23 protein-coding genes are annotated in these 26,361 nt (G+C 68.5%); 16 read left to right on the top strand and 7 right to left on the bottom strand.

Features of this window, described 5'->3' with window-relative positions:
• The first annotated feature begins 3 nt into the window (after positions 1 to 3).
• The 9 genes from AVAK2825_RS12690 to AVAK2825_RS12650 all read left to right on the top strand — a co-directional run bounded on the left by AVAK2825_RS12690 (position 4) and on the right by AVAK2825_RS12650 (position 10,024).
• The gene (locus tag AVAK2825_RS12690) at positions 4 to 591 is read left to right on the top strand and encodes a GNAT family N-acetyltransferase (protein ID WP_284398974.1); all 588 of its coding nucleotides are present in this window, start codon (positions 4 to 6) and stop codon (positions 589 to 591) included.
• Between the two features lie 459 nt (positions 592 to 1,050).
• Positions 1,051 to 1,749, top strand: coding sequence for an HAD-IA family hydrolase (locus AVAK2825_RS12685; protein WP_284398971.1), 699 nt, complete (start codon positions 1,051 to 1,053; stop codon positions 1,747 to 1,749).
• Entirely contained in the window at positions 1,746 to 2,966 is a 1,221-nt protein-coding gene (locus tag AVAK2825_RS12680; protein WP_284398968.1) for a M20 aminoacylase family protein, read from the top strand. The genes AVAK2825_RS12685 and AVAK2825_RS12680 overlap by 4 nt, the downstream gene beginning before the upstream one ends.
• Before the next feature lie 88 nt (positions 2,967 to 3,054).
• Positions 3,055 to 3,414 carry a cupin domain-containing protein gene (locus tag AVAK2825_RS12675; RefSeq protein ID WP_284398965.1) on the top strand — a complete coding sequence of 120 codons (360 nt, stop codon included), beginning with the start codon at positions 3,055 to 3,057 and terminating at the stop codon, positions 3,412 to 3,414.
• 251 nt (positions 3,415 to 3,665) lie between these two features.
• Entirely contained in the window at positions 3,666 to 6,014 is a 2,349-nt protein-coding gene (locus AVAK2825_RS12670; protein ID WP_284398962.1) for a type VI secretion system Vgr family protein, read from the top strand.
• Positions 6,015 to 6,035: 21 nt separating this feature from the next.
• Positions 6,036 to 7,154: a DUF2169 family type VI secretion system accessory protein gene (locus AVAK2825_RS12665; protein WP_284398959.1), complete on the top strand. Its 1,119-nt coding sequence runs from the start codon at positions 6,036 to 6,038 to the stop codon at positions 7,152 to 7,154.
• Positions 7,147 to 8,691, top strand: coding sequence for a PAAR-like domain-containing protein (locus AVAK2825_RS12660; protein ID WP_284398957.1), 1,545 nt, complete (start codon positions 7,147 to 7,149; stop codon positions 8,689 to 8,691). Before AVAK2825_RS12665 ends, AVAK2825_RS12660 begins: the two co-directional genes overlap by 8 nt.
• Before the next feature lie 5 nt (positions 8,692 to 8,696).
• Positions 8,697 to 9,449, top strand: a complete 753-nt coding sequence (locus AVAK2825_RS12655; protein WP_284398954.1) for a PoNe immunity protein domain-containing protein — start codon at positions 8,697 to 8,699, stop codon at positions 9,447 to 9,449.
• A gap of 35 nt (positions 9,450 to 9,484) precedes the next feature.
• On the top strand, positions 9,485 to 10,024 hold the full coding sequence (locus AVAK2825_RS12650; RefSeq protein WP_284398951.1) for a hypothetical protein: 540 nt from the start codon (positions 9,485 to 9,487) through the stop codon (positions 10,022 to 10,024).
• Positions 10,025 to 10,119: 95 nt separating this feature from the next.
• Here the strand turns inward: AVAK2825_RS12650 and AVAK2825_RS12645 are convergent, their stop codons facing one another.
• From AVAK2825_RS12645 to AVAK2825_RS12615, 7 genes are all read right to left on the bottom strand, one after another.
• The gene (locus AVAK2825_RS12645) at positions 10,120 to 11,292 is read right to left on the bottom strand and encodes an NAD(P)/FAD-dependent oxidoreductase (RefSeq protein WP_284398949.1); all 1,173 of its coding nucleotides are present in this window, start codon (positions 11,290 to 11,292) and stop codon (positions 10,120 to 10,122) included.
• Positions 11,289 to 12,713 carry an FAD/NAD(P)-dependent oxidoreductase gene (locus tag AVAK2825_RS12640; protein WP_284398947.1) on the bottom strand — a complete coding sequence of 475 codons (1,425 nt, stop codon included), beginning with the start codon at positions 12,711 to 12,713 and terminating at the stop codon, positions 11,289 to 11,291. Before AVAK2825_RS12640 ends, AVAK2825_RS12645 begins: the two co-directional genes overlap by 4 nt.
• Positions 12,710 to 13,084, bottom strand: a complete 375-nt coding sequence (locus AVAK2825_RS12635; RefSeq protein ID WP_284398944.1) for a (2Fe-2S)-binding protein — start codon at positions 13,082 to 13,084, stop codon at positions 12,710 to 12,712. Before AVAK2825_RS12635 ends, AVAK2825_RS12640 begins: the two co-directional genes overlap by 4 nt.
• Before the next feature lie 17 nt (positions 13,085 to 13,101).
• Positions 13,102 to 13,596 carry an Lrp/AsnC family transcriptional regulator gene (locus AVAK2825_RS12630; protein ID WP_272553201.1) on the bottom strand — a complete coding sequence of 165 codons (495 nt, stop codon included), beginning with the start codon at positions 13,594 to 13,596 and terminating at the stop codon, positions 13,102 to 13,104.
• Between the two features lie 88 nt (positions 13,597 to 13,684).
• The gene (locus AVAK2825_RS12625) at positions 13,685 to 15,088 is read right to left on the bottom strand and encodes an aspartate aminotransferase family protein (RefSeq protein ID WP_284398941.1); all 1,404 of its coding nucleotides are present in this window, start codon (positions 15,086 to 15,088) and stop codon (positions 13,685 to 13,687) included.
• A gap of 192 nt (positions 15,089 to 15,280) precedes the next feature.
• Positions 15,281 to 16,216 (bottom strand): 2-hydroxyacid dehydrogenase, encoded by a 936-nt coding sequence (locus AVAK2825_RS12620; RefSeq protein ID WP_284398939.1) that lies wholly within the window; start codon positions 16,214 to 16,216, stop codon positions 15,281 to 15,283.
• Positions 16,217 to 16,254: 38 nt separating this feature from the next.
• Positions 16,255 to 17,154 (bottom strand): GNAT family N-acetyltransferase, encoded by a 900-nt coding sequence (locus AVAK2825_RS12615; RefSeq protein ID WP_284398936.1) that lies wholly within the window; start codon positions 17,152 to 17,154, stop codon positions 16,255 to 16,257.
• Positions 17,155 to 17,387: 233 nt separating this feature from the next.
• Here AVAK2825_RS12615 and AVAK2825_RS12610 point away from each other — a divergent pair, with 233 nt between their 5' ends.
• From AVAK2825_RS12610 to AVAK2825_RS12580, 7 genes are all read left to right on the top strand, one after another.
• Positions 17,388 to 18,893 (top strand): aldehyde dehydrogenase family protein, encoded by a 1,506-nt coding sequence (locus AVAK2825_RS12610; RefSeq protein WP_284398934.1) that lies wholly within the window; start codon positions 17,388 to 17,390, stop codon positions 18,891 to 18,893.
• 215 nt (positions 18,894 to 19,108) lie between these two features.
• Positions 19,109 to 19,774 (top strand): haloacid dehalogenase type II, encoded by a 666-nt coding sequence (locus tag AVAK2825_RS12605; RefSeq protein ID WP_272568388.1) that lies wholly within the window; start codon positions 19,109 to 19,111, stop codon positions 19,772 to 19,774.
• A 42-nt stretch (positions 19,775 to 19,816) separates the two neighbouring features.
• On the top strand, positions 19,817 to 21,106 hold the full coding sequence (locus tag AVAK2825_RS12600; protein ID WP_284398931.1) for an NAD(P)/FAD-dependent oxidoreductase: 1,290 nt from the start codon (positions 19,817 to 19,819) through the stop codon (positions 21,104 to 21,106).
• Positions 21,107 to 21,196: 90 nt separating this feature from the next.
• Complete coding sequence (locus AVAK2825_RS12595; RefSeq protein WP_284398929.1) at positions 21,197 to 22,816, top strand: ABC transporter substrate-binding protein; 1,620 nt, start codon at positions 21,197 to 21,199, stop codon at positions 22,814 to 22,816.
• Positions 22,817 to 22,853: 37 nt separating this feature from the next.
• Positions 22,854 to 23,810 (top strand): ABC transporter permease, encoded by a 957-nt coding sequence (locus AVAK2825_RS12590; protein WP_272568392.1) that lies wholly within the window; start codon positions 22,854 to 22,856, stop codon positions 23,808 to 23,810.
• 20 nt (positions 23,811 to 23,830) lie between these two features.
• On the top strand, positions 23,831 to 24,709 hold the full coding sequence (locus AVAK2825_RS12585) for an ABC transporter permease (protein ID WP_284398926.1): 879 nt from the start codon (positions 23,831 to 23,833) through the stop codon (positions 24,707 to 24,709).
• Between the two features lie 2 nt (positions 24,710 to 24,711).
• Positions 24,712 to 26,346 (top strand): ABC transporter ATP-binding protein, encoded by a 1,635-nt coding sequence (locus AVAK2825_RS12580; RefSeq protein ID WP_284398921.1) that lies wholly within the window; start codon positions 24,712 to 24,714, stop codon positions 26,344 to 26,346.
• Positions 26,347 to 26,361: the final 15 nt, after the last annotated feature.

Below are 26,361 nucleotides of genomic sequence, written 5' to 3'. Positions count from 1 at the left end.
ACCATGCATGCCATGAATGCCATCCACATCCCACCCGTCATGCCTTGCGCACCCATCACCACCACCGTCATCGTCGAGGCCGCTTCGTCCCATGTCCCAGCGCTGCGCGACATCTACGGCCACTATGTGCAGACTGCCATCTGCACCATGGAAGAACAGGTTCCCACGCTGGCCGAGATGCACCGCCGCCACGATGCGCTGCGCCGCGAAGGGCTGCCGTGGCTGGTGGCGCTCAGAGGCGGCGAAGTGGTCGGCTATGCGTATGCGAGCCGGTATCGCCCGCGCCTTGGATACAGCCGCACGGCAGAGACCTCCATCTACGTGCGCAGCGGATGCCACGGCCAGGGGGTGGGGCAGGCCCTGATCGATGCGCTCGTGCGAGCCTGCGAATCCTTGGGATTGCGCCAGATGGTGGCGGTGATCGTGGACGACGGTGAAACCGCCGGCTCCATCCGTCTGCATGAGCGTTCCGGATTCCGGCGCGTCGGCGTGTTCGAGCAAGTCGGCCGCAAGTTCGGGCGCAATGTGGACACGATCCTGATGCAACGCAGCCTGATGCCGGCCACCACGGCCCGCGCCGCCTGCGGATGAGTGCGGGTGCGTGCACCAGCGCTGTGCACTCGCCGAAAACTGCGCGCCCGCGCAGCCAGAACGCCATTCGCTGCCGTGCAGCGGCATGCGTTCAGTGGCACGCCGAACGCCACCCTCCTGAGCCGGTGGTCGATGGCGCCGCCCTGGAGCCAAGCCGATGAATGCCGCTGCCTGGGCCTGAACCGCCAGCGCATGGAGCCGGACCTCTCCCAAACCCGGCCCGGCTTGGCGGGGGGCTGAGCAGCCTGTTCTGGGCCCGCGGAGGACCGCGCGGCCGGGGGGCTGCAAACAATCTTTCGCAATGCGCCGGACAACGCAACTTGCTGCTGTCGCCGGCCCCCGCTTCAGTGCCACGCGGGGCGGCGGCGGTTCTAAGCTCGGCTGTGAATGTTCTGTGGCCGCTGCCGTTTCCTGCGGTGGCCGGCTTTCCGCCGTTTCCTGCTGTCTGGAGTGCGACCCATGGCCTTGCGTGATTTCAAAGTGCTGACCTTCGACGTGGTCGGCACCCTCATCGATTTCGAGGGCGGCATGCTCGCCTATCTGCGCCGGGCCGTGCCCGGCACACCGGTGACCGACGACGCTTTTCTCGCGGCCTACCGCGCCGCGCGCAAGAGCGGCGACACCTGGGCCTATCCCGACGATCTGGAGCGCTGCTGGCATGCCATCGCGCCGTCGCTGGGCCTGCCCGACAGCGAGGCACTGGCGCGCGGCCTGCGCGACTCGGTGGCCGACTGGCCGGCGTTCCCCGACTCGGTGCAGGCGCTGCAGCGCCTGCGCGGGCATTTCAAGCTCGTGACGATGACCAACGCCCAGGCCTGGGCGCTGGAGCACTTTCAGAAAGCGCTGGGCTCGCCCTTCGACCTGCTGCTGAGCTGCGACGACGCGATGTGCGAAAAGCCCGACGCGCGCTACTTTGCCTATGCCCGCGGCCGCTACGAGGGGGCCTGGGGCTACCGGCAGGCCGACAACCTGCACGTGGCGCAGAGCCAGTACCACGACATCGGCATCTCCAAGCGGCTGGGCATCACCACCTGCTGGATCGAACGGCGGCACGGCATGAAGGACTCGGGCGGCACCATCGAATCCGAGCACACCGTGCCGGACTATCACTTCCATACGCTGGCCCAGCTGGCCGACGCGGTGGAGGCGGGGCAATGAGCCTGGACGGCCACGAGCGCTTGCCGGCGCTGGAGGGCCTGGAGCGCATCGCCCGGCCGGTGGCTGACCTGCTGCCCGAGCTCGTCACGCTGCGGCGCGACCTGCATGCGCACCCCGAGCTGGCCTTTCAGGAGCGGCGTACGGCCGGCATCGTGGCGCAGGCGCTGCGGCTGCTCGGCCTGGAGGTGCACGAAGGCATTGGCGGCACGGGCGTGGTCGGCACGCTGCGCTGCGGCAGCGGTCCCCGCAGCGTGGGCCTGCGGGCCGACATGGATGCGCTGCCCATGGTCGAGTTGGGCAAGGCCGCCCACGCCAGCCGCACGCCGGGCGCGCACCACGGTTGCGGGCATGACGGCCACACCAGCATGCTGATCGGCGCGGCGCGCCAACTGGCGCGCACGCGCGGGTTCGATGGCACCGTGCACTTCATCTTCCAGCCCGCCGAGGAGGGCAAGGGCGGCGCGCGCAAGATGATCGAGGACGGCCTGTTCGAGCGCTTTCCGTGCGACAGCGTCTATGCGCTGCACAACTGGCCCGACCTGCCGCTGGGCCACGCGCAGACGCGGCCCGGGCCCATCATGGCCGCGGCCGACCGCTTCGACATCGCCGTGCGCGGGCGCGGCGGCCATGCCGCTCAGCCGCACCACACGCCCGATGCCATCCTGGCCGCGAGCCAGCTGGTGGCGCAGCTCAACACCATCGTCGCGCGCCGCATCGACCCCGGCGAGTCCGCCGTGCTGTCGGTCACGCGCATCGAGGGCGGCCACAGCCACAACGTGCTGCCGGCCGAGGTGCAAATCACCGGCACGGTGCGCAGCTTCGACGTCGCATCGCAAGACCGCATCGAGGCCGCGCTGCGCGCCACCGCCGAGGGCATCGCCCTGGCCAGCGGCACCCAGGTGGAGGTGGCCTACCTGCGCTACTACCCCGCCACGGTGAACACCCCGGCCGAGGCGGACCTGGCACTGGAGGCTGCACGCGCCATCGGCCTGCAGGCCGGCACGGCACCGCGCGCCGCCTTCACCTCGGAAGACTTCGCCTTCATGCTGCAACGCCGCCCGGGCGCCTACCTGTGGCTGGGCCAGGGCCGGGCCGACCCGGGGCCCGACGGCGAGCGCGCGCTGCATCACCCCTGCTACGACTTCAACGACGACGCGCTGCCGCTGGGCGTGCGCTGGTTCTGCGAAGTGGCGGCGCGTGCCCTGGCGCCGGCCTGAAGTGCCGCATTGCCTGGCTTTGCCCTCCGCCCTCCGTCCACCCACCGCACCGCATTTCATCCACTTCCAACGTTGGAGAGCCCCTTCCATGAGCATCACCGTGCTGCGCCAGTCCGCCACCCTGGGCGGTTTCGAAGACCAGGGCACGCCCGCCCGCCCCCTGACCCTGCCGCCGTGCGGGTTCAGCGGCATCGACGTCGATCTGGAGGGCGCGGGCGAGAACCGCTCGGGCCTGTGGGAATGCACGCCCGGGCGCTTCGAGCGCCAACTGGCCAATGCCGAGGTCATGCACATCCTGGCCGGGGCCTGCACCTTCACGCCCACGGGCGGCGAGCCGCAATCCATTCGAGCCGGAGACACGCTGTTCTTCCCGTCGAACACGACGGGCGAGTGGCATGTGACGCAAACGCTGCGCAAGGTGTTCGTGGTGCTGGCTGGTGAGCGGTGAAGCCTCCATGGTCTGTTTCCGGTGTGCATCCGGAATTGGGCTGGAGAGACGGGTCCTGGCTACGGGGCCAAAACGATCATGTCACCTATTGGGTGCACGCATGGGCACCGCTCGCATGATTGCGAAGAAGTAACGCAACCATTGTGCAAGTTTTTCATGAATAAGCTGGAGATTTTTTCAAACTTTCCGCACAGCGGATATATGATCGCGGCCATTTCAATGTAGTGGCCCGGTCCGCGGGCCTGCCAAACATGACCCGCCGCGTCACGATCCAAACGCCCCTGGGAGAGCAACTGCAGTTCCGGCAGTTGCAGGGCAAGGAAGCCATCAGCCAGTTGTTCTGCCTCGACCTGGATTTGTTGAGCGACAGCAAAAGCATCGACCCGAAGGCGCTGCTGGGCAAGAACGCCACGGTCGTGGTGGAAACGCAAGGTGGCGGTCGACGCTACCTGGACGGCATCGTCACCCGCTTCGGCATGCAGGGCGAGGACCATCGCTCCTATTCCTATCGGCTGCGCCTGCAGCCCTGGCTGTGGCTGGCGACCCGCAAGACCGATTTCAAAATATTCCAGAACAAGACCGTGCCGGAGATCGTCGAAGAGGTCCTGGGCAAATACGGCTACCCCCTGCAAAAGAAGCTCACCCGCAGCTACCGCAGCTGGGACTATTGCGTGCAATACGGCGAGAGCGATTGCGACTTCGTGTCCCGGCTGCTGGAGCACGAAGGGGCGTACTACTACTTCGAGCATGCCGCCGGCCAGCACACCCTGATCCTGGCCGACGACATCGTCGCCTCGCACAGCCCGCTACCGGGGGCGGCCGTCATCCCGTTCTATCCCCCGGAGAAGGCTGCGGTCGCCGACAAGGAAAACATCCATGCCTGGGAACTGCACCAGGCGATCCACTCCGGGCGGCACTACAACGACGACTACGACTTCCAGAAACCCCGTGCCGACCTGTCCAACATGCGCCAGACCCCGCCGGGCCACGCGCACGACGCCCACGAAGTTTACGAATGGCCGGGCGGCTACACCCAGTTCGGCGACGGCGAGGCCTATGCCCGCGTGCGCCTGCAATCGAGCCTGACGGGTCACAGCACCGTCCGGGGCCAGTCGCGTCACCGGGCGCTCGCCCCCGGCTACACCTTCACGCTGGAGAACTACCCGCGGGACGACCAGAACCAGCAGTACCTGCTGACCGGCATCGAATACCACTTCAAGGAAAACCCCCAGGTCAGCGCCGCCGCCCCTGGCCCCAAGGGCACGGCGCAGGAAGAAGGGTCGTTCCAGAAATTCACCCTGCAAGCCCAGCCCACCAGCCTGCCGTACACGCCCGAGCGCACCACGCGCAAGCCGCGCACCACCGGCCCGCAGACGGCGGTGGTGGTGGGCCCGCCCGGCGAGGAAATCTGGCCCGACCAGTACGGCCGCGTCAAGGTGCAGTTCCACTGGGACCGCATCGGGGCCATGAACGAGAACTCCAGTTGCTGGGTGCGGGTGTCTAGCAGTTGGGCGGGCTCGGGCTTCGGAGCCGTCTTCATTCCGCGGATCAACCAAGAAGTCGTGGTGGACTTTTTGAATGGCGATCCAGACTATCCGATCATCACCGGCTGCGTTTACAACGCCGACAACATGCCGCCATGGGCGCTGCCGGGCAACGCCACGCAATCGGGCATCAAGACCAAATCCAGCAAGGGGGGTGCCTTTGGTGACGGTTTGAAGAACGGCGCGGGCGATGCCAACGCCATCCGCTTCGAGGACAAGGCCGGGGCCGAGCAGTTGTGGCTGCATGCGCAGAAGGACCAGCTCGTCGAGGTCGAGAACGATGAAGACCACTGGGTGGGTCAGGACCGCCGCAAGACCATCGACCGGGACGAGACCAACGTCATCCACCGCGACCGCACCGAAACCGTGGACCGCAACGAAAAGATCACCGTGCACGGCTGGCGCACCGAGGAAGTCGATGGCGACGAAACCATCACCATCCATTCCAACCGTACCGAGCGGGTGGACCACAACGAGAAGATCGACATCGGCGACAACCGCGATGAAACCGTGGGGATCAACGAAGACATCCGCATCGGAAGGAACCGAAGCAAGACGGTGGGGCGAAGCGAAACCGACGCCATTGCCAAGAACTGGACCACCACGGTGGGCATTCTGAAAACCGAAACCATCGGTGTCGGCTGCATCCAGACCACGGGCATCTTCAAGATGGCCAACGTCGGGGTGGCCTACAACCTCAATGTGGGCTTCACGATGATGACCAACGTGGGCATGAATCGCAGCGATGCCATCGGCATGGAGCACACCCACACGGCCGGCAAGAAATACGCGCTCACCGTGGGCGGTAGCGGTAGCGGTGGCAGCGCGCCCGGCGCCGCGCCCATGAACATCACCGCACCGTCCAGCGGTGGTGGAGGTGGCGCGAAAAAGAGTTCCAGCCTCGTCATGGACGAAAGCAGCATCACGCTGAAGGTGGGCAAATCGGTGCTGGAGATGAAGGATGACGGCACCGTCAACCTCAACGGAAAACTGATCCAGATCACTGCCGAGGGCGACAACGTGGTGATCAGCGGCGAAGACATCCATCTGAACTGACTTCAATCAGCTCGGTTCGGTATGGACGTCGAAAACCACAGCCCATTCCCGCACATGGTCATCGAGAAAGCGACCACCCAGGGTCGCTACTTCGATGTCGTCATCGTTGCGGGCAGCTTCAACCTCACGCATGGCCAGCCCATGCCGGCCATGGATGAGCAGATGCCCATCCAGTGCATCGACCGCTACGTCGGCGCGCCCGAGAGCACGCCCTTCCTGGAGGAAACCCATCTTGTGGTGGGCAAGCAGCGCACCGACATCCACCTGATCGGCCATGCGCGGTCCCTGGACGGCAAGCCGCTGCCGCAATGGCCCGTTGGGGTGAGGGTGGGGCCGGTGTTGAAGACCGCGATGGTCACTGGCTTGCGTGCGTGGCACTGGACGCCGCTGCGTGGCTGGCACCTGACGAAGCCCGAACCGACGACCGCCGTGCCCCTGCACGCAGGCATGGCATATGGCGGCGCGGTTCGCCGGGCTCGCTACCGCGGCCCGGCCACCGACGACATCCATAACGAGCAGGCCTTCGACACCTATCAGCCCAATCCGGTGGGCCGGGGCTATCTGGGCGATGCGGAACTGGACCGTGCCCAGTTCTACTTGGCCCCGCAGATCGAGGAGGTGCAGAAGCCGCTGCGCGACATCCGAGAACGGCTTGCGCCCGTCTGCTTCGGTCCCCTGCCGCGCTGGAGCCCGCAGCGTGCCCGCTATGCCGGAACCTACGACGACGCATGGCGCGCGGAGCACTTGCCGTTTCTGCCGCCGGACTTCGATTTCGCGTTCTATCAGTCCGCGCAGCCCGACCTGATCGCCCCCGGCTGGCTGAAAGGCGATGAACCGATCACCCTGGTCGGCTGCGACCCAACGGGCCGCATCGACACCCGGTTGCCGGGCATCGATCTCCTGGCGTTGCTCACGGACCAGGGCGGGCTGACCCAAGCCGTGCCGCTGCGGCTGGACACGGTGACCATCGACCTGGACGCGCAGTGCGTGCAGTTGGTGTGGCGGCGTGCCGTGCCCAAGGAATGGGGCCTGCGCAGGGCTTTGCTGGCGGCCATCCCCGCAGGGCCGGCGCAACGCGGCGCAGAGCAGCGGATTCACATCCATCGCGGCCATTCCCCTGCCGAGGTGGCGAATGGCTAGGAAACATATCGCCTGCGCGGAGGCCGTGTGGCGGGCCATCTGCACCGCGCCCGACGTGTGCAAGGTGGGCAACACGCCGGTGCCGTTCGACAGCTTTCGCGATCTGTCGAACCAGTTGCGGACGTCGCCGAATGTCTATGCGCGCGGAAAGCCCGTGTATCGGCTCACGGACTGGGTCCGCGGGACCGAGGCGAATGCCGGCCAGGGCGTGGTGTCGCAGACCTCCCAGCAGCCTGGGCATGTCCGGCTGATCGGCGACAACACGAGCGTGAAGGTGAACGGCCTGGTCTGCGCGCGGCACGACACCGTGGTGCAGATGAACGTGGGACCGGGTGGCCCGAACACGGTGGGCAAGCTCGTCACGGAGCAAGGCGAACCGGCCGGGACCGTCAAGAACGGCAAGCTGCCCTGCAACGATCCGCCCAAGACCTCCGACAGGCTCAGGAAGCTGCAGCAGTACAAAGAGGAGCTGAGCTTCATGAATCCGGACCAACTGGACGAGTACGTCCGGTTCGGAGACCTGAACAAGATGGCGGACGGCGGCATTGCCTCGATCAACGTCAAGAACGAAGGCGGCTGGTCCAAGGCGGGCAACTACGGCACCCAGGCCCTGCGCGGCGTGCTGGGCTTCGTGAAGGACATCGGCCTGGGACTGGGCGAGTTGGCCTATACCGTGGGCAAGAAGGTCAACCTGGCGGGCGCGATTCACAGCAACCTGGACGCGGCGATCCTGGGGGAGAACATCGCGCTGGGCAATGTCTGCCTGGCGTCGGTCAAGGAAGGCGCGGCGGCTGCCGTGAACGAAGTCATCAAGCCCGTGACCGACCCGTGGGAGAAGGGCGACTACGTCGAGTCCGTGACCCGTGCGGGCCTGGAGATCGGAGGCATCGTCTTTGCGATTGGCGACGTTGCAAAGGCCGCCCAAGGCGCCAAGGCGGCGGAAGCAGCGAACGCCGGCGCGAAAGCTTCGGAGGTAGCCAAGGTTGCAGAGGCCGCGAAAGCCGCTGAAGCTGCAAAGGCTGCCGAGGGAGCCAAGGCCGCGGAGGCCGCCGACGCAGCGAAAGCAGGAGACGCGGCCAAGGGCAACGGTGTCAAGATCAAGCAACTCACCAGTAACGAGAAGGCTGCGATCGGCGAAAAGACGGGGCACGAAACGTTAGTCGACAAGAAGTTGGAGCCCGTCGGAAAAACGGATGGTGTCTACGAGGTTGGGAAGAACGGCATTGATGGTGTGTACAAAAATCCTAATCCTCCTCCGGATTATGTTGTTGCAGAATTCAAGTATGGTAAGGCTAAGTTGGACAAGAATCTGGCTGATGGTACCAATCAGATGGATGACAAGTGGGTTGAAAAGAGGCTAATGGACAAGGTTGGCGAAGAGGAGGCTGCAAAAATAATAGACGCCATGAACCAGGGTAAAGTAGAGAAGTGGCTGGTTCGGACTGCCGAAGATGGCACTACGACTGCTACTAAAATTGGTGCCGACGGAAATGTTATTAGAGGTAAGGCCGGTAAGGTTCCAGGATTTAAGGATTAGTGATCATGAGAGATTCCGAAAAGGACGTTGAATATTTCACGAAGCGGATTGCATTCCGCGAAAAGCTGGTAGATGAAAAGCTGCCAGCGGCTGAAAATTTCCCCCGTGTTGAAGGGCGACCAGGCAACGCTTCCAGTCTCTGTATGTACACATTTCAGATTTGTGTCCTTCGGTATGGAAGAGGTGATGCGATAAAAGAAATCGGCCCAAGCATCTGGAGATGGGTTGAGGCAAAAGAAATTGAAAAGAGAGTAATTTCTCAAATTCCGCCAGAGCGGAATAATGAGAAGGTGATGCATGAGCGTGTAACGCTGGACACTGTCTACGACGCGCTGACAATGATGGCTTTTGCCAAGGCACTGCACTTCAATGCCTCGGAAATGAAGCGGCTTTTCGACGCCATAGGCCACGCTGGCGAGGACGCCCTAATTGATGAGGCCGCGAGAGCGTTGGGTGATACCGAACGACCCGTCGCGGAGGCATGCAAATTCCCGAAGGTCTATGACCTTTTGCTGGAGGTCTGGCGTTGCGATCCCTCGGAGCGGCCGGCCAAGCTGCTCGCCTTCTCCAAGGTATGGAAGAAGAAGATCAAGCCGATCTACTGGTCCGACAGCTTGAACGGTGCGGATGGTGCATATTTTGGCTACTGGTGCTTTGATGTTGCGCTCGCCGCCATCGTGTTGGGCATCGATGACGAGAAACTGCGCGACAACCCCTACTACCCGAAGCACCTGGTGGATGCGGCCAGGGCGAAGTGAGCGGGTTGCAGCGCCGCTAACCAGGAAGGGCATTGATGCCGTCCCGATTCCACCCCCTGCCCGATTTGTTGCTGCGCAGCATCGGGCGATACAACCGCCAGCACCTGTTGAACCGGGTGCTGCGGTCGCTCGATCCGCCCGTCCTGGACCTGCGCCAGGGCCATGGCACCGACCCGTATCCCGTGGGTGTGGAGAGCCAGGGACTCGACCTGATGCTGCAGTGCATGGACCCGTCGTTGCCCGAGAAAGAGCAGCTCTGGGGCCTGCACGCGCTGACCTTCCACACGCCGCTGTCCCGGCCGGGCAAACCCTGGCAAGGGGAATGGCCGCAGGGGCTGGAGGTGGCCACCGCGACGGCCGGTGATGTGGTGGCCTTGCTGGCCGACAAAGACGACGAAGCCGTGCTGGCCTTGCCGGGCATGGCGTGCTTTCGGGTGCCGGGTTTCGATGGGCAGACCTGGGCCGTGCAATGCGTGTTCGACGGGCCGGGCAAGACGCTGAAGACCCTGAGCCTGGTCCGAACGGGGGAATGGGTCGGGGCGTCCTTGTTACGCCCAGCGGCCTCCAGCGCATGATTCACTAGGGCATGTTGCTATTTATTTTGTAGCGTTTTGCGGCAGTTCCCCGTTACGGGGGGCTGACGCTTACCCTGGCATGAAGGTGATTTCCGTCAAGCCGCCTTCTGCGCCTTCTGCGATGCCGCGAACCGACCGATGAAGTAGGGCGCCAGCGGAATCGACGTCTGGCCCGTGGCGATCAGTTCGGCCATGGTCTCGCCCACGCCGGGGCTGATGGCGAAGCCCTCGCCGTTGAAGCCGAAGGCGTAGTGCAGCCCCGCCACCTTGGCGCTCGGCCCCATCACCGGCTGCCAGTCGGGGGTGTAGCCCTCGATGCCGCTCCACACGCGGATCAGCTGCACGTGCTCGAACGCCGGCACGAAGCGGCGCAGCTCGCGCAGCTGGCGCAGCACGTTGTCGGGCTTCACATAGGCGCGGATGCGGTCGGCATGCGCGGGCCCTTTCAGGCCGCCGCCGAAGACGATGTTGCCGCGCGCAATCTGCCGGAAGTACAGGCCCTCGGTCTCGATGGGGGACGACAGGCCGATGGACGGCCCGAGCGCGTAGGGCAGGGGCTCGGTCACGCCCATCTGCGGGCCGCGGGCCTCCATCGGCACGGGCTCGCCGAACTGCTCGGCCATGCGGTTGGACCACGCGCCGCAGGCCACCAGCATCTGCGGGGCGCGAAAGCGCCGGCCATCGGCCGTGTGGGCGACGAAGCCGTTGGCGTCGCGCTCCACCTGCATCACCTCGGCATGCTCGACGATGTTCGCGCCCGCACGCCGCGCCGCGCGGGCGAAGGCCGGGCCGGCCAGGCGGGGGTTGGCGTGGCCGTCCTGGGGCGAGTAGGAGCCCGCCACCACGCCGGGCGCGAAGATGCCCCAGCGCTGGCGCAACTGCTCGGCGGTGAACAGCTGCAGGTCCAGCCCCAGGGGCTTGACGTCGTGCGCGTGCTTTTCGAGCACCGCGGCCTGCTTTTCGGTGTAGCACACGCGCAGGTGGCCGTAGGGCACGAACTCGGCGTCTTCGCCCAGCAGCGACCGGATGCGGCCCCACACGGCGCGCGCGCGGTTGGCCAACGGCATCTGGTGCAGCTCGCGCCCCTGGCGGCGCACGTTGCCGAAATTGGTGCCGCTGGCCTGGCGGCCCACCAGCTCGCGCTCCAGCAGCGTGACGGACAGGCCGTGCTGGCGCAGGAAGAAGGCCGTGGTGGTGCCCATCAGGCCACCGCCCAGCACCAGCACGTCGGTGTCGTGCGTCGTGGCGTTCTGGCTGCCGTGGTTCATGCCTGCACCTCGCGCGTGTTCATCATCAAAGGCTTGACCGGCGCCTGCGACCGCAGGCGGCCCACCTGTTCCACGGGAACGTGGCAGGCGCTCGCGACGATTTCCGCCGCGGCATGGCCGCAAAAGCGCCCCTGGCACCGGCCCATGCCGACGCGGCTGAAGGCCTTGGCGCGGTTCACTTCCTGGCTGTCCATCTCGGTCACGCAGCGGCGCAGTTCGCCCGCGGTGACGGCCTCGCATCGGCACACCACGGCGGTATCGGGCAGCGCCGCGGCCTGCGCATGCGGCCAGGGAAAGGCCCGCGCCAGCCCCTGGCGAAAGCGGTCCATCTGGCCCAGCGTGCGGCGCAGCGCGGGCGACTCCTGGCCGTAGCGGGCGCTGCCGGCGGCATGCTTCAGGTCGGCCAGCGCCGCGAGGGCGGCCAGGCGGCCTGCGGCCTCGGCCCCATCGGCCCCCAGGATGCGCACGCCGTCGCCCGCCAGGTACACGCCCGGCGTGCTGCTGCGGCCGTCCGCGTCGATGCTGGGCAGCCACTGGCGGCTCACGGGTTCGAAGGCGAACGCGCAGCGCGCCAGATCGGCCAGTTGCGTCTCGGCCCGCAGGTGCCAGCCCAGGCCCACGGCATCGCATTCGAAGCGTCGTTCCTGGCCCTGCGAATCCCGCACGGCCACTGCCTGCACACCCAGGCGGTCGTCGCCGTCGATGGACAGCGGCGCCACGCCCTGCAGCACCGGCACGCCCGCCGCCCGCAGGCCGCGGATCAGCCCCAGGCCGCGCAGCGCGAGCGTGGGCCGCGCCAGCAGGCCCGCGATGGCGGCCCAGGGCTTGGATGCGGGCGCGGTGTCGAGCACCGCCGCCACGCGCGCGCCGGCCTGCACGTACTGCGAGGCCACCAGGTACAGCAGCGGCCCGCTGCCCAGAAAGACGACCTGCGAGCCGATGGCGCAGGCCTGCGCCTTCAGTGCGATCTGCGAGGCGCCCAGGCTGTAGCAGCCGGCGCGGTGCCAGCCGGACACGGGCATGAGTCGGTCGGTGGCGCCGGAGCACACCAGCAGTGCGTCGAACGGCAGCGTCTGCGGCTCGCCGGCATGCACCACGTGCAGTTCGCCGGCGGTCACGTTCCAGGCCAGGGTGTCGGGCCGGTAATCGACCGATGCGCGCAGGGCGTCGAAGTCGCGGTGCAGCGCCTGGGCCTTGCCGGCCTCGCTGCCGTAGAGCTTGGCGTAGGGCCGCTTGAAGCCTTCGGGCTGGCGGCGGTAGATCTGTCCGCCGTCGCGCCGGCTTTCATCGACCACGGTGGGGCGCAGGCCGGCCTGCACCAGCGCCTGGGCGGCGCGCACGCCGGCGGGGCCAGTGCCGACCACCACGATGCGGGGCGAGCCGGTAGGGTTAGTGATTGGGGTGGCGGTGGGGGTGCTCATGCCGCGTCCCCTTGCGCATGGCGCGCCAGCGATTCGCGCAGGTCCGTCATCACCGGCCAGTGCGCCGCGGGCGGGTGGGTGAGTACCTCCATGCCGGCTTCGGCCGGGGTCGAGCAGGCGCGCAGCCGATCACCCGAAGGCGTCCACACCCAGCAGTCCTGGCAGGCGCCCATGAGGCAAAAGCCCGCGCGCGGGCCGTCGCCGAACTCGCTGTCGCGCACCCGCCGGCCGTGCTGCAGCAGTGCCACCAGCAGGGTGTCGCCAGCGAGCGCGGCGGCAGGCAGGCCATCGATCGTCAGGGCGATCGGGGGGCGATCGGTCTCGGCCAGCCGCACGAAGCGGGCCGGCGGGCGGTGGGCGGTGTCGGGCATGGGCGTCTGGAGGGCGGTCAGCGCTGGTGGGGGAAAAGCCGCTCGATGGGACAGTGCGTCTTGATGAACGGCGTCTTGATGACGATGTAGCTGAAGTACTTGGAGATGCCGAGGTTGCGTTCGAGCAGGTCCTCGATCACCTCCTGGTAATGGTTCACGCCGCGCGTCAGAAAGCGCAGCAGGTAGTCGTAGCCGCCGCTCACCAGATGGCATTCGAGCACCTCGTCCACCTCGCGGATCGCGGCCTCGAAGCGCGTGAAGTCTTCGCGGCGGTGGTCGGTGAGCGTGACTTCGGTGAACACCGTGAGCGTGTCGCCCAGCTTTTCCAGGCGCAGGTGCGCGCCGTAGCCGGCGATGTAGCCCGCCTGCTCCAGGCGCTTGACGCGGATCAGGCAGGGGCTGGGCGACAGGCCCACCGCGTCCGCCAGGTCCACGTTGGTCATGCGCCCGTTCTTCTGCAGCTGCGCGAGGATGCGCAAGTCCAGGCGGTCGATCTTGAAGGCTTCGTTCATCATGGCGGCATCGGGGCGTGAAGGAGGCTTCGATTCTGCGGCGGCGCGCGGTCGCTGTGTTGGCGTTGCTGGGGCGTTGCCGCTGGTTTCAGCCCTTGAGCGCGGCGCGCACGTCGGGCGCGTCCAGCACGTCGTCCAGCGTCTTTCGCAGGCGCTTGAACATTTCGGCGAACTCGTCCTCGGTGTAGGTGAGTGCGGGCGCAAAGCCCAGGATGTTGTCGCCGAAGGCGCGGAACACGATGCCGTTGCGGTATGCCGTGGCCGCGATGCGTTCGGACAGGCCCAGCGCCGGATCGAACCCGCGCCGGGTCGCCTTGTCGCTCACCAGCTCCAGCGCGCCCAGCAGGCCGCGGTGGCGCGAGTCGCCCACCAGCGGGTGCGCCAGCAAGGCATCCAGCCCGGCCGCGAAAGGCGCGGCGCCGCGCTGGCCGTTGGCGAGAATGCCGCCTTCCTCGTACAGCCGCAGCACCTCCAGCGCCACCGCAGCGCTCACCGGGTGGGCCGAGTAGGTGGCGCCGTGGCCGATGGGCGCGCCCTCGGGTGCACCGTCGGCGATGCCGGCGTAGAGCGCGTCCGAGATCACCGTCGCCCCCATGGGCACGTAGCCGGCCGTCAGGCCCTTGGCCAGCGTGAGGATGTCGGGCGACACACCTTCGGCCTCGCAGGCGAACAGCGGGCCGGTGCGGCCGAAGCCGGTGATGACTTCGTCCACCACCATCAGGATGCCCAGCTCGCGCGTGGCCTCCCGCATGGCCTTGAGCCAGCCCTGGGGCGGCACGATCACCCCGCCCGAGCCCTGGATGGGCTCGCAGAAGAAGGCCGCCACGTTGTCCGCGCCCAGCTCGGCCACCTTGGCCCGCAGCGCCGCCACCGAAGCCGCGATGATGGCCGGGCCGTCCGACGGGTCCGCGGCGCGGTAGGGGTTGGGCGAGGGAATGTAGTGCTGCGTCGGCAGCGGCAGGTCGAACCCGCGGTGGAAGGCGGGCAGGGCGGTGAGCCCGGCGCCCGTGGACGACGAGCCGTGGTAGCCGCGCTCCAGCGCGATGAAGTGCTTCTTGGCCGGTTGGCCGATGGCATTGTGGTACTGCACGATGAAGCGCACGGCGGCGTCCACCGCTTCGGAGCCGCCCAGCGTGAAGTACACGTGGTTCAGCGATGTCGGCGTGATCTGCACCAGCTTTTCGGCCAGAAGAATGGCCGGCTCGCTGCTGAAGTGGAAGTAGCCCGTGGCGTAGGGCAGGCGGCGCATCTGCTCGGTGGCGGCCTGGACCACGCTCTCCTGGCCGTAGCCCACGTTCACGCACCACAGGCCGGCGAAGGCGTCCAGCAGCTCGTTGCCCTTGGCATCGGTGAGCCATGCCCCCCGGCCCGAGGACAGCACGGTCGGGCCGCGGCGCTCGTGCGTTCGCCAGGGCGAGACGGGGTGGATCAAATGCGCCCGGTCGATGGCATCGAGCGAGGCGAGCTGGGGCAGGTCGGTGAGTTGGGTCATGGCGGGGTCCGGTCGCGGGCCAGGGGTTCGGTGGCGGTGGTGAGGTGTCTGTCGATGGCCCCAAGGTTAGGCCAGGGGCCGCTGCGCGTGGTGCTGCTTTGGCGGGGTTTGGCGCAGCACGCTGCGGTTGTTGGCGCGGTGGCAGCAGATCGTGCGGTGCCCCTGGGGATGCTGGCTGCCGGCTGCCATGCGTCAGTAGCCGCGCGAGCGGTCCACCAGCCCCACCATGGGCTCGCCCGCCTCGAACCGGCGCAGGTTGTCGACCACCACGTTGGCGGCGCTCAGGGGCTGGGTCATGCTCGCGATGTGCGGGGTGAGCTGCACGCGCGGGTGCCGCCAGAAGGCGTGCGACGGCGGCAGGGGCTCGGGGTCGGTCACGTCGAGCACCGCCTCGCCGATCTGCCCCACGGCCAGCGCGGCCAGCAGGTCGGTGTCGATCAATTGCGGCCCGCGCCCCACGTGCACCAGCCCGGCACCGGCCGGCAATTGCGCGAACAGGTCCTTGTTCAGAAAGCCCCGCGTGGCATCGGTCAGCGGCAGCAGGCACACCAGGATGTCGGTGCGTGCCAGGAAGGCCGGCAGTTCATGCCGGTCCGCGTAGCAGTGCACGCCGGCGAACTGGTGGCGCGAGCGGCTCCAGCCCGCGCAGTCGAAGCCCAGGCCCCGCAACTGGGCCAGCACCGCCTGCCCGAGCGAGCCCAGGCCCAGCACGCCCACCCGGCGTTCGCTGGCCGGGCGCACCGGCAGCGCGCGCCATTCGCCTTGCTGCTGCTGGCGGCGGTACTGGGGCATGTCGCGGTGCAGGCCCAGCACGGCGTGCGTCACGTACTCCACCATGCCCTGCACGATGCCCGGCTCCACCATGCGCACCACGGGCAACTCGGGCGGCAGCGCGGCGAAGTCGAACTGGTCCACGCCCGCGCCCGATGAAAACAGCACCTGCAGCTGCGGAAAGCGCGTGGCCAGGTCCTGCGGCGGCTCCCAGGCCGCGAGAAAGCGCACCTGGGCCGGATCGCCGATGTCGGGCCAGATGCGAAAGTCGATCTCGGGCGCGCGGTCGCGGAACACGCCGGCCCACTGGCGACCGCGCACGGGGTCGGATTTGTAGAGAAAGGTGGTGGAGGTCACGGCAAGGCCCGGCAGGGTGGATCGTCGAAGGGGCGGGCTCAGCCCAGCGCCTGGGTGACCAGGGCGAACAGCCGCGGGGCACCGTGCGGGGCGTCCGATGCGGTGGGCAGGGTGCCGCCGCGCACCATGGTGGTGGGCGCGTCCACGCGCAGCAGGCCGATGCTCTCCAGCCACTCGGCCAGGCCGCTGTCGAAATCGATGTCGATGCGCGTGAAGTGGCCGGCGTTCATGCCGGCCAGGTGGGCGATCAGCGCCTTGGCGCTTTCCGCATCCGGCGCCACGACGGGGCCGATGGCATGCCCGCGGCCGAAGCGCCGCAGCAGCGCGAAGCCACGCTGCTCGCCGTCGTGGTCCAGCACCACGCAGGCATCGCTGCGGGCCAGCAGGTCGTCGATGAGCGCATCGCGCGGCATGCCGCGCGCCTGGGCGTCGAGCCGGTGCAACGCGGCCGCCTCGTTCAGGCCGGAGGGGCGCAGGCGCCAGCCGGGGGGCAGGGCGATCAGCGGCGTGGGCCGGGCCACGCCCTGGTGCTGGCGCACCTCGCCCGTGCGCACGAAGCCCAGGCGCTCGTACAGGCCGCGCCCCTCGGCGGTGGCATGCAGCAGCACCGTGTGGCCGTCCAGGCCGTCGAGCAGCGTGGTCATCAGGCGGTGGCCGATGCGCCGGCCCTGGCAGGCCGGGGTGACGAGCACCAGCCCGATGGTGGCGTGCCGATCGCCCCACTTCCAGCGCTGGGCGGTGGCGATGGTCTGCCCGTCGCGCTCGGCCACGAGGCCCTCGGAATGCGCGAACACCTGCTCCCAGTCGGCCAGCCGGTGCGGCCAGCGCAGTTCGGCCGACAGCGCCTGCGCCTGCGGCAGGTCGTCGGGCGTCATGGGGCGCAGCAGCACGCCGTCCTCGGCGGTGGCAGGGGTGGCGGGCAGGGCGGTGGAGAGCATGGGCGGCGTCCTCGTTGCGAAGGGATTGGGCGTCTATCTTGGACGACATCGGCAGGCCGCACCACCCCGAATTCGGGTTTGCCCGCAACTTGCAAGCTTCGTCTGCCGGGCGCGTGCGTTTTGCAATTCGCTGCGGTGACGCGGGGCGTTACGGGCACAAATGCTGGACCTTCCTGCCTAGCATCGAAGCACCTTTCTCCAACTGCGCGCAGCCCCTTGCGCGCCCCCGTTCCATGCTGCTTTTCGATCCCCGGTCCATCGCCGTTCCTGCCGGCCACTTCATCGGCGGGCGCCTCGTGCCCGATGCAGGCCGCATCGCCGTGCTGCGCCCCTCCGATGGCCAATGGCATGCCGACCTGCCGCTGGCCGATGCCGCCACCGTGGACGCTGCGGTGCAGGATGCGTGGCAGGCCTGGCGCACCACGGACTGGGCGCGGCGCGCCCCGCGGGAACGCGCTCGCGTGCTGCGCCGCTGGGCCGATCTGATCGAGGCCGACGGCCCGCAACTGGCGCCGCTGGAGGCTGTGTGCTCTACGCGCCCGGTGCGCGATGCCGCTGCGTGGGACGTGCCCTTCACGGCCGAAGGGCTGCGCTTTTTCGCCGAATATGCCGACAAGCTCGGCGGCGAGGTGGCCGCCACGCGGCACGACCACCTGGGCATGGTGGTGGCCGAGCCCTACGGCGTGGTGGGCGCCATCACGCCGTGGAATTTCCCGCTGGTGATGATGTCGTGGAAGGTGGGCGCCGCCCTGGCCGCAGGCAACGCGGTGGTGCTCAAGCCGTCCGAGATGACGCCGTTTTCCGCCGTGCGGCTGGCCCAGCTGGCGGTGGAGGCGGGCGTGCCGCCCGGGCTCTTCAACGTGGTGCAGGGCGATGGCCGCACCACCGGCGATGCGCTCACGCGGCACCCCCGGATCGCCAAGATGACCTTCACCGGATCGACGCGCACGGGCGCCGCCATCATGGCCACCTGTGCGCTGCAGGGCCCCAAGCCCGTCACGCTGGAGCTGGGCGGCAAGAGCCCGCAGCTCGTCTTCGACGACGCACCCGATATCGACCGGCTGGCCGGCCTCATCGCCGGTGCCATCACCGGCAACGCAGGCCAGGTGTGCGTGGCGGGGTCGCGGCTCATTGTGCAGCGCGGCATCGCGCCGGAACTGGTGGAGCGCATCGGTGCGCGGTTCGCCGCGCTGCGGCCCGGTGCCACCTGGGACGACACCGCCACGCTGCCGCCCATCATCTCGGCGCCGCAGGCCGCGCGCATCCTGGACATCGTGGAGCGCGCGCGCGACGCGGGCGCCCAATTGCGCTGCGGCGGGGGGCTGTTCGACGACGTGGCCGGCGGCGTGGCGGCCGGTGCGGCGGGCGGAGCGTACTTCCAGCCCACGCTGCTCGAAGGCGTGGCGGCCGACAGCCCCGCCGTGCAGGAAGAGATCTTCGGCCCCGTGCTCACGGTGCAGACCTTCGACACCGAGGAAGAGGGCCTGGCCCTGGCCGCGCACGCGCACTACGGCCTGGCGGCCGGCGTGCACACCGCCGATATCGGCCGCGCGCTGCGCGCCATGCGCGGCATCAGCGCGGGCACGGTTTGGATCAACCGCTACGGGCGCAGCGCGGACTTCGTCATTCCCACCGGCGGTTACCACCAGTCGGGCATCGGCAAGGACCTGGGCCGCCAGGCCGTGGAGGCCAACCTGCGCTTCAAAAGCGTGCTCATCGACTTTGCTGCAGCGCACTAACGGTGCGTTGCCGCACGCCGGCGGTGCGGACCGCACGGCATGCCGCAAGGCCCCCGGCAAACCGCAGCTTTCGCGCGCCGCACCCCTGCATTTCCCTATGACACCCGCGAGACCGCGTGCTTCAATCACTTCGTAATGACACTGTCGCAAACGCCGGATAAGGCGCTGCGAACCGCCCCGGTCGGTGACCGGCCCAACCCGAGGATTCCGAGACCATGACCTTCCGTCCCAAGTACGTGACCTTCGACTGCTACGGCACGCTCACCCGCTTTCGCATGGGCGAGATGACGCGTGAACTCTTCGCCGACCGCATTCCGGCCGAGCGCATGGAGCAGTTCATCGCCGACTTCAGCGCCTACCGCTTCGACGAAGTGCTGGGCGACTGGAAGCCCTACGAAGTGGTGCTCAAGAACGCCGTGCGCCGCCTGTGCAAGCAGTGGAAGATCCAGTACCTGGACGCCGACGGCCAGAAGTTCTACGACGCCGTGCCCACCTGGGACCCGCATGCCGACGTGCCCGCGGGCCTGGCCAAGGTCGCCAAGGAGATCCCGCTGGTGATCCTGTCCAACGCCTCCGACGACCAGATCCAGAAGAACGTCGCCATGCTCGGCGCGCCGTTCCACCGCGTGTACACCGCGCAGCAGGCCCAGGCCTACAAGCCGCGCCTCAAAGCGTTCGAATACATGCTCGACTCGCTGGGCTGCGGCCCGCAGGACGTGTTGCACGTGTCCTCCAGCCTGCGCTACGACCTGATGTCGGCCGACGACATCGGCATCAAGAACAAGGTGTTCGTGAACCGCGGCCACGGCCCGGGCAACCCGGCCTACCACTACGTGCAGATTGAAGACATCGGCGGACTGCCGGGCGTCGTCGGCCTCTGAGCGGTTTTTACCTTCCTTCCCACAGCCCGCACGCCCCTTGCCATGAAGCTCGAGTCCTACTGGAACGATTCGGTCCCGCCGCTGGCGCTGGCACCGCACGATCTGCCGCGGCAGGTCGATGTCGCCATCGTCGGCGCCGGCTTCACCGGCCTGTCGGCCGCCCTGGCCCTGGCCCGGCGCGGCGCGAGCGTGGCGGTGCTGGAGGCGGGCGCCAGCGTGGCGCCCGAAGCATCGGGCCGCAACGGCGGCCACGTCAACAACGGCCTGGCGGTGGACTACGCCGAAGTGGCCGCCAAGGTCGGCGTGGCGCAGGCCCGGGCTTGGTACCACGCCTACGACGCGGCGGTGGACACCGTGGCCCGCATCGTGCGCGACGAGGCCATCGACTGCGATTTCCTGCGCCACGGCAAGCTCAAGCTCGCCACCCGGCCCCACCACCTGGAGGCGCTGCGGCGCAGTGCCGAGCGGCTCATTGCCGATGGGGTGGATACCGACGTGGAGATCCTCGACGCCGCCCGGGTGCGCGCCGAGGTGCAGAGCGACCGGTTCGAAGGCGGGCTGCTGTACCGGCGCAGCGCGCAGATGCACATGGGGCGGTTCGCTCAAGGGCTGGCCCTGGCCGCCCAACGCCAGGGCGCACAGATCCACACCGGCACCTGCGTGGACCGCATCGAGCGCGTGCAGGGCCAGGTGCACCGGCTGCACACCGCGCGCGGCGCGGTGCAGGCCAGCCAGGTGCTGCTGGCCACCGGCGCCTCGCGCCACGGCGGCTACGGCACGTTCGGCTGGCTGCGCCGGCGCATCGTGCCCATCGGCAGCTTCATCGTGGTGACCGAGCCGCTGGGCGCGGCGCACGCGCAGGCCCTGCTGGCCGAGCGGCGCACCTACGTCACCATCGCCAACATCCACCACTACTTCCGCCTCACGGCCGACCACCGGCTGGTGTTCGGCGGCCGGGCGCGCTTCGCCATCTCCAGCCCGCAGCAGGACGCCGCCAGCGGCGAGATCCTGCGCGCCGGCCTGGCGGAAACCTTCCCGCAACTGGGCCGCGTGCGCATCGACCACTGCTGGGGCGGCCTGGTGGACATGACGCAGGACCGCCTGCCGCACGCCGGCGAGCGCGATGGCCTGTTCTATTCCATGGGCTACAGCGGCCACGGCACGCAGATGTCGGTGCACATGGGCGAGCGCATGGCCGCCGTGATGGCCGGCGATGCTGAGGCCAATCCCTGGCGCGGCCGCGGCTGGCCCGCCGTGCCCGGCCACTTCGGCCCGCCGTGGTTCCTGCCGGCGGTGGGGCTGTACTACCGCCTGAAGGACCGGCTGGCCTGACGTCCCAGCGGGCGCCTGCCACCTTCCCTTGATTCGCACCATTCCAAGATCCCCGTTCCCCCCACTGCCACCCGTCACAGGAGCATCACCATGAGCGACAGCCGCACCCCGTTCGACACCCTCGTCGGTCCCCAAGAAAGCCTTCGCGTGATGGACTCGCTGCGGCGGGGCGCCACGCGCCGCGACGTGCTCGCCATGCTGATGGCGGGCGGCATGCAGGCCACGCTGGCCGGCGGCCTGGCGGGCATGGCGGTCACCGCGCACGCGCAGACGCCCCGCCGCGGCGGCCGCATCCGCGTGGCCGGCGCCACGGCCGCGGCCACCGACACGCTGGACCCGGCCAAGCAGTCGAACCAGACCGACTACTCGCGCGGCACCATGCTCTACAACGGCCTGTTCGTGCTGGACGGCTCGCTCACGCCGCAGCCCGCACTGGCCGAATCGTCCGCCACGCAGGACGCCAAGACCTGGGTGTTCACCCTGCGCAAGGGCGTCACCTTCCATGACGGCAAGGCCCTGTCGCCGGCCGACGTGGTGTTCTCCATCCTGCGCCACAAGGACCCGGCCACGGCCTCCAAGGCCAAGGTGCTGGCCGACCAGATCGAGACCGTCAAGGCCTCGGGTCCGAACGAGGTGACCATCGAGCTGACCGCGCCCAACGCCGACCTGCCGGTCATCCTGGGCACCTTCCACTTCCACATCGTCAAGGAAGGCACCACCGACTTCAACGCCGGCATCGGCACCGGCCCCTACAAGCTCAAGGAATTCAAGCCCGGCGTGCGGTCGCTGATGGTGCGCAACGACGCCTACTGGAAGCCCGGCAAGCCCTACCTGGACGAGATCGAGTTCGTGGGCATCGGCGACGAGAGCGCCCGCGTGAACGCGCTGCTGTCGGGCGGCATGGACCTGGTGGCCTCGGTCAACCCGCGCGCCGTGGCCCGGGTCAAGGGCACGCCCGGCTACGCCATCTTCACCACGCAGTCGGGCCAGTACTCCGACCTCATCCTGCGCAAGGACATGGGCCCGGGCGCCAACCCCGACTTCATCCTGGCGATGAAGTACCTGTTCGACCGCGAGCAGATGAAAAAGAGCATCGCGCTCGACTACGCCGTCATCGCCAACGACCAGCCCATCGACCCGACCAACCGGTTCTACTTCAAGGACCTGCCGCAGCGCGCTTTCGATCTGGACAAGGCCAAGTTCCACCTGCAGAAGTCGGGCGTGACGGGCAAGGTGCCCGTGGTCACCTCGCCGGCCGCCATGTACTCGACCGAAACCGCGCTGCTGCTGCAGCAGTCGGGGCAGCGCATCGGCCTGGACCTGGACATCAAGCGCATGCCGGCCGACGGCTACTGGTCCAACCACTGGCTCAACAGCCCGGTGGGCTTCGGCAACGTGAACCCGCGCCCCAGCGCCGACACCATCCTGACGCAGTTCTTCAAGTCCGATGCGGCCTGGAACGAGTCGCGCTGGAAGAGCCCGCAGTTCGACCAGCTGCTGCTGGCCTCGCGCGCCGAGACCGATCTGGCCAAACGCCGCCAGATGTACGCCGACATGCAGACCATGATCCACCAGGACGCGGGCATCGGCATTCCGCTGTTCCTGGCCAGCATCGACGGACATTCCACCAAGCTCAAGGGCTTGTCCCCGATTCCGCTGGGCGGCCTGATGGGCTACTCTTTCGCCGAGCACGTCTGGCTCGAAGCCTGACGCCCCGCACGCACCGAGCACTGGAAGCCGCCGCGCCATGAACCGTGTGATTCTCAAGCTCCTGGTCCAGCGGATCCTGCTGGCGCTGCTGTCCCTGCTGGCGGTCTCGGTGATCGTTTTCTCGATCACCGCCGTGCTGCCGGGCGACGCCGCGCAGGAGCAGCTGGGCCAGGACGCCACGGTCGAGGCCCTCGCCGCGCTGCGCGCCCAGATGGGGCTGGACGTGCCGGCCCCGCTGCGCTATCTGCGCTGGCTGGGCGGCATCGTGCGCGGCGACCTGGGCCAGTCGGTCACCACGCAGATGCCGGTGGGCGAGCTGGTGGCCAGCCGCCTGCCCAATTCGCTGCTGCTGGCGGCCGTGACCGCGCTGTTCTCGGTGCCCATCGCGCTCACCCTGGGCATCGCCTCGGCCGTGTGGCGCGGCTCGTGGTTCGACCGCCTGGCCTCGTCGGCGGCGGTGGCCGTGGTGTCCGTGCCCGAGTTCCTGGTGGCCACGCTGGCGGTGCTGGTGTTCGCCGTCAAGCTCAAATGGCTGCCCGCGCTGTCTTACGTGAGCGACATCGAATCGGTGGGGCAGATGCTGCGGGCCTTCGCCATGCCCGTGCTCAGCCTGTGCTGCGTGATCGTCGCGCAGATGATGCGCATGAGCCGCGCCGCTGTCATCGACCAGCTGGAGGCGCCCTACATCGAGATGGTGCGCCTGAAGGGCGCCTCGCCCCTGCGCATGGTCATGGCCCACGCGCTGCCCAATGCCATCGGGCCGATCGCCAACGCGGTGGCGCTGTCGCTGTCGTACCTGCTGGGCGGCGTCATCATCATCGAGACCATCTTCAACTACCCCGGTATCGCCAAGCTCATGGTCGATGGCGTGACCCAGCGCGACATGCCGCTGGTGCAGACCTGCGCCATGATCTTCTGCGCGGGCTACCTGATCCTGGTGACGGCGGCCGACGTGTGCGGCATCCTCGCCAACCCGCGCCTGCGCCACCGCTGACCACACCGAAGGGCCGCCCCATGGATTCCCTGACCCACCCTTCCGGCCCGCCCGCCACGCCGCGCCACGCGGTGCGCCGCTGGCTCTCGGGCTTCGGCATCTCCGGCCTGATCGGGCTGGCGGTGCTGCTGTGCTGGATGCTGGCCGCCCTGGCCGGTCCCGTGCTGCTGCCGGGCTCGCTGCAGGCGGGCGGCGGCTCCGACGTGTTCGCGCCGATCAGCGCCCAACACTGGCTGGGCACCGACTACCTGGGCCGCGACATGCTGGCGCGCGTGATTGACGGCGCGCGCTACACCGTGGGTGTGGCCCTGCTGGCCACCCTGCTGGCCAGCGGCACGGGCACGGCCCTGGCGCTGTTCGCCGCCGCCATGGGCGGCAAGGTGGACACCATTCTGAGCCGCGTGCTGGACACCCTCACCGCCATTCCCAGCAAGATGTTCGCGCTGATCCTGGTGGCCGGCTTCGGCTCGTCCGTCGCCATGCTGGTGGCCACGGCGGCGGTCATCTACATCCCGGGGGCCTATCGCATCGCGCGGTCGCTGGCCGTCAACATCAATGCGCTCGACTATGTCACCGTGGCGCGCACCCGGGGCGAGGGCACGCTCTACATCATGCTGCGCGAGATCCTGCCCAACATCGTCGGCCCCATGCTGGCCGACCTGGGGCTGCGCTTCGTCTACGTGGTGCTGCTGCTGGCCGGCCTGAGCTTCCTGGGCCTGGGCATCCAGCCGCCCGCGGCCGACTGGGGATCGCTGGTGCGCGAGAACATCGGCGCACTGCCCGACGCCGGCGCCTCGGTCATCGCGCCGGCGCTGGCCATCGCCAGCCTGACCATCGCGGTCAATCTCGTCATCGACAACCTGCCGGGCCGTGCGGCCCGTGAACGCGGAGGGCGTTGAACATGGGGGCATCCGTTGTCGTCAAAGACCTGAGCATCACCGCGGGCGACCAGACGCTGGTCGATGCGCTGAGCTTCACCATCGCGCCCGGCGAAGTGCTGGCGCTCATCGGCGAATCCGGCTCCGGCAAGACCACCACGGCGCTCGCGCTGATGGGCTACGCACGGCACGGCTGCACCATCTCCGGCGGCAGCGTGCGCATCGGCGACGTCGACGTGCTGCACCTGGCGCCCGCCGCCCAGCGCGCGCTGCGCGGGCGCACCGTGGCCTACATCGCGCAGAGCGCCGCCGCGTCGTTCAACCCGTCGCGCACCATCATGGACCAGGTGGTCGAGCCCACCCGCATCCACGGCACCATGAAGCGCGCCGAGGCCGAGGCCAAGGCGGTGCAGCTGTTCCGTGAACTCGCGCTGCCCGACCCGGACACCATCGGCGACCGCTACCCGCACCAGGTCTCGGGCGGGCAACTGCAGCGGCTGATGGCGGCCATGGCGCTCATCACCGACCCCGACCTCGTCATCCTCGACGAGCCCACCACCGCGCTGGACGTGACCACGCAGATCGAAGTGCTGCTCGCCTTTCGCCGCGTGGTGCGCGAACGCCGCGCCACCGCCGTCTATGTGAGCCACGACCTCGCCGTGGTGGCGCAGATGGCCGACCACATCCTCGTGCTGCGCAACGGCCGGATGCAGGAGCTGGACACCACCGCGCACATCCTCGCCGCCCCGGCCAACCAGTACACCCGGTGCCTGCTGGCCGCCGCGCGCCCCACGCCGCGCGTGGCCGAACACTGCCGGGGCGAGGGCGAGCTGCTGCTCGATGTGCGCGACCTGTCCGCCGGCTACGGCCCGGTGGATGCCACCGGCCGCCCCGCCGCGCTCATCCTGGAAGACATCAACTTCAAGCTCTACCGCGGCCAGGCCATCGGCGTCATCGGCGAATCGGGCTCGGGCAAGACCACGCTGGCGCGCGCCATCGCCGGGCTCATCCAGCCCTGGCACGGCACCATGCTGTTCGGCAACTCGGAGCTCAAGACCACGCTGGGCGCGCGCACCAAGGAAGAGCTGCGCCGCATCCAGATCGTGTTCCAGATGGCCGACACGGCGCTCAACCCATCGCACACCATCGAGCGCATCCTGGCCCGGCCGCTGCAGTTCTACAAGGGGCTCAAGGGCGAGGCGCTGCAGCGGCGCATCCGCGAGCTGCTCGACCTGGTCAAGCTGCCGCACAGCGTGGCGGATCGCCTGCCCGGCGGCCTGTCGGGCGGGCAGAAGCAGCGGGTCAACTTGGCCCGCGCACTCGCGGCTGACCCCGACCTGATCCTGTGCGACGAAGTGACCTCCGCCCTCGACACCGTGGTGGGCGCCGCCGTGCTCGACCTGATGGCCGAGCTGCGGCGCGAACTGGGTGTGTCGTACCTCTTCATCAGCCACGACCTGCACACCGTGCGCTCCGTGTGCGACGAGATCGTCGTCATGCAGCACGGCCGCAAACTGGCGCAGGTGGCGCGCGCCGACTACGACCGCGGGCCGCACCACCCGTATTACGAACTGCTGGCGCGCTCGGTGCCCGAGCTGCGCCAGGGCTGGCTGGAGGAGAGGGCCGGCGCACCGGCCGTGCTGGCCGCAGCGGCCTGACAAACAGGCGATCCC

The sequence above is a fragment of the Acidovorax sp. SUPP2825 genome (genome assembly GCF_030158995.1).
Taxonomy (GTDB): Bacteria; Pseudomonadota; Gammaproteobacteria; order Burkholderiales; family Burkholderiaceae_C; genus Paracidovorax.
Note: the sequence above shows the minus strand (reverse complement) of the source record. Positions and strands in the feature narration are given on the sequence as shown.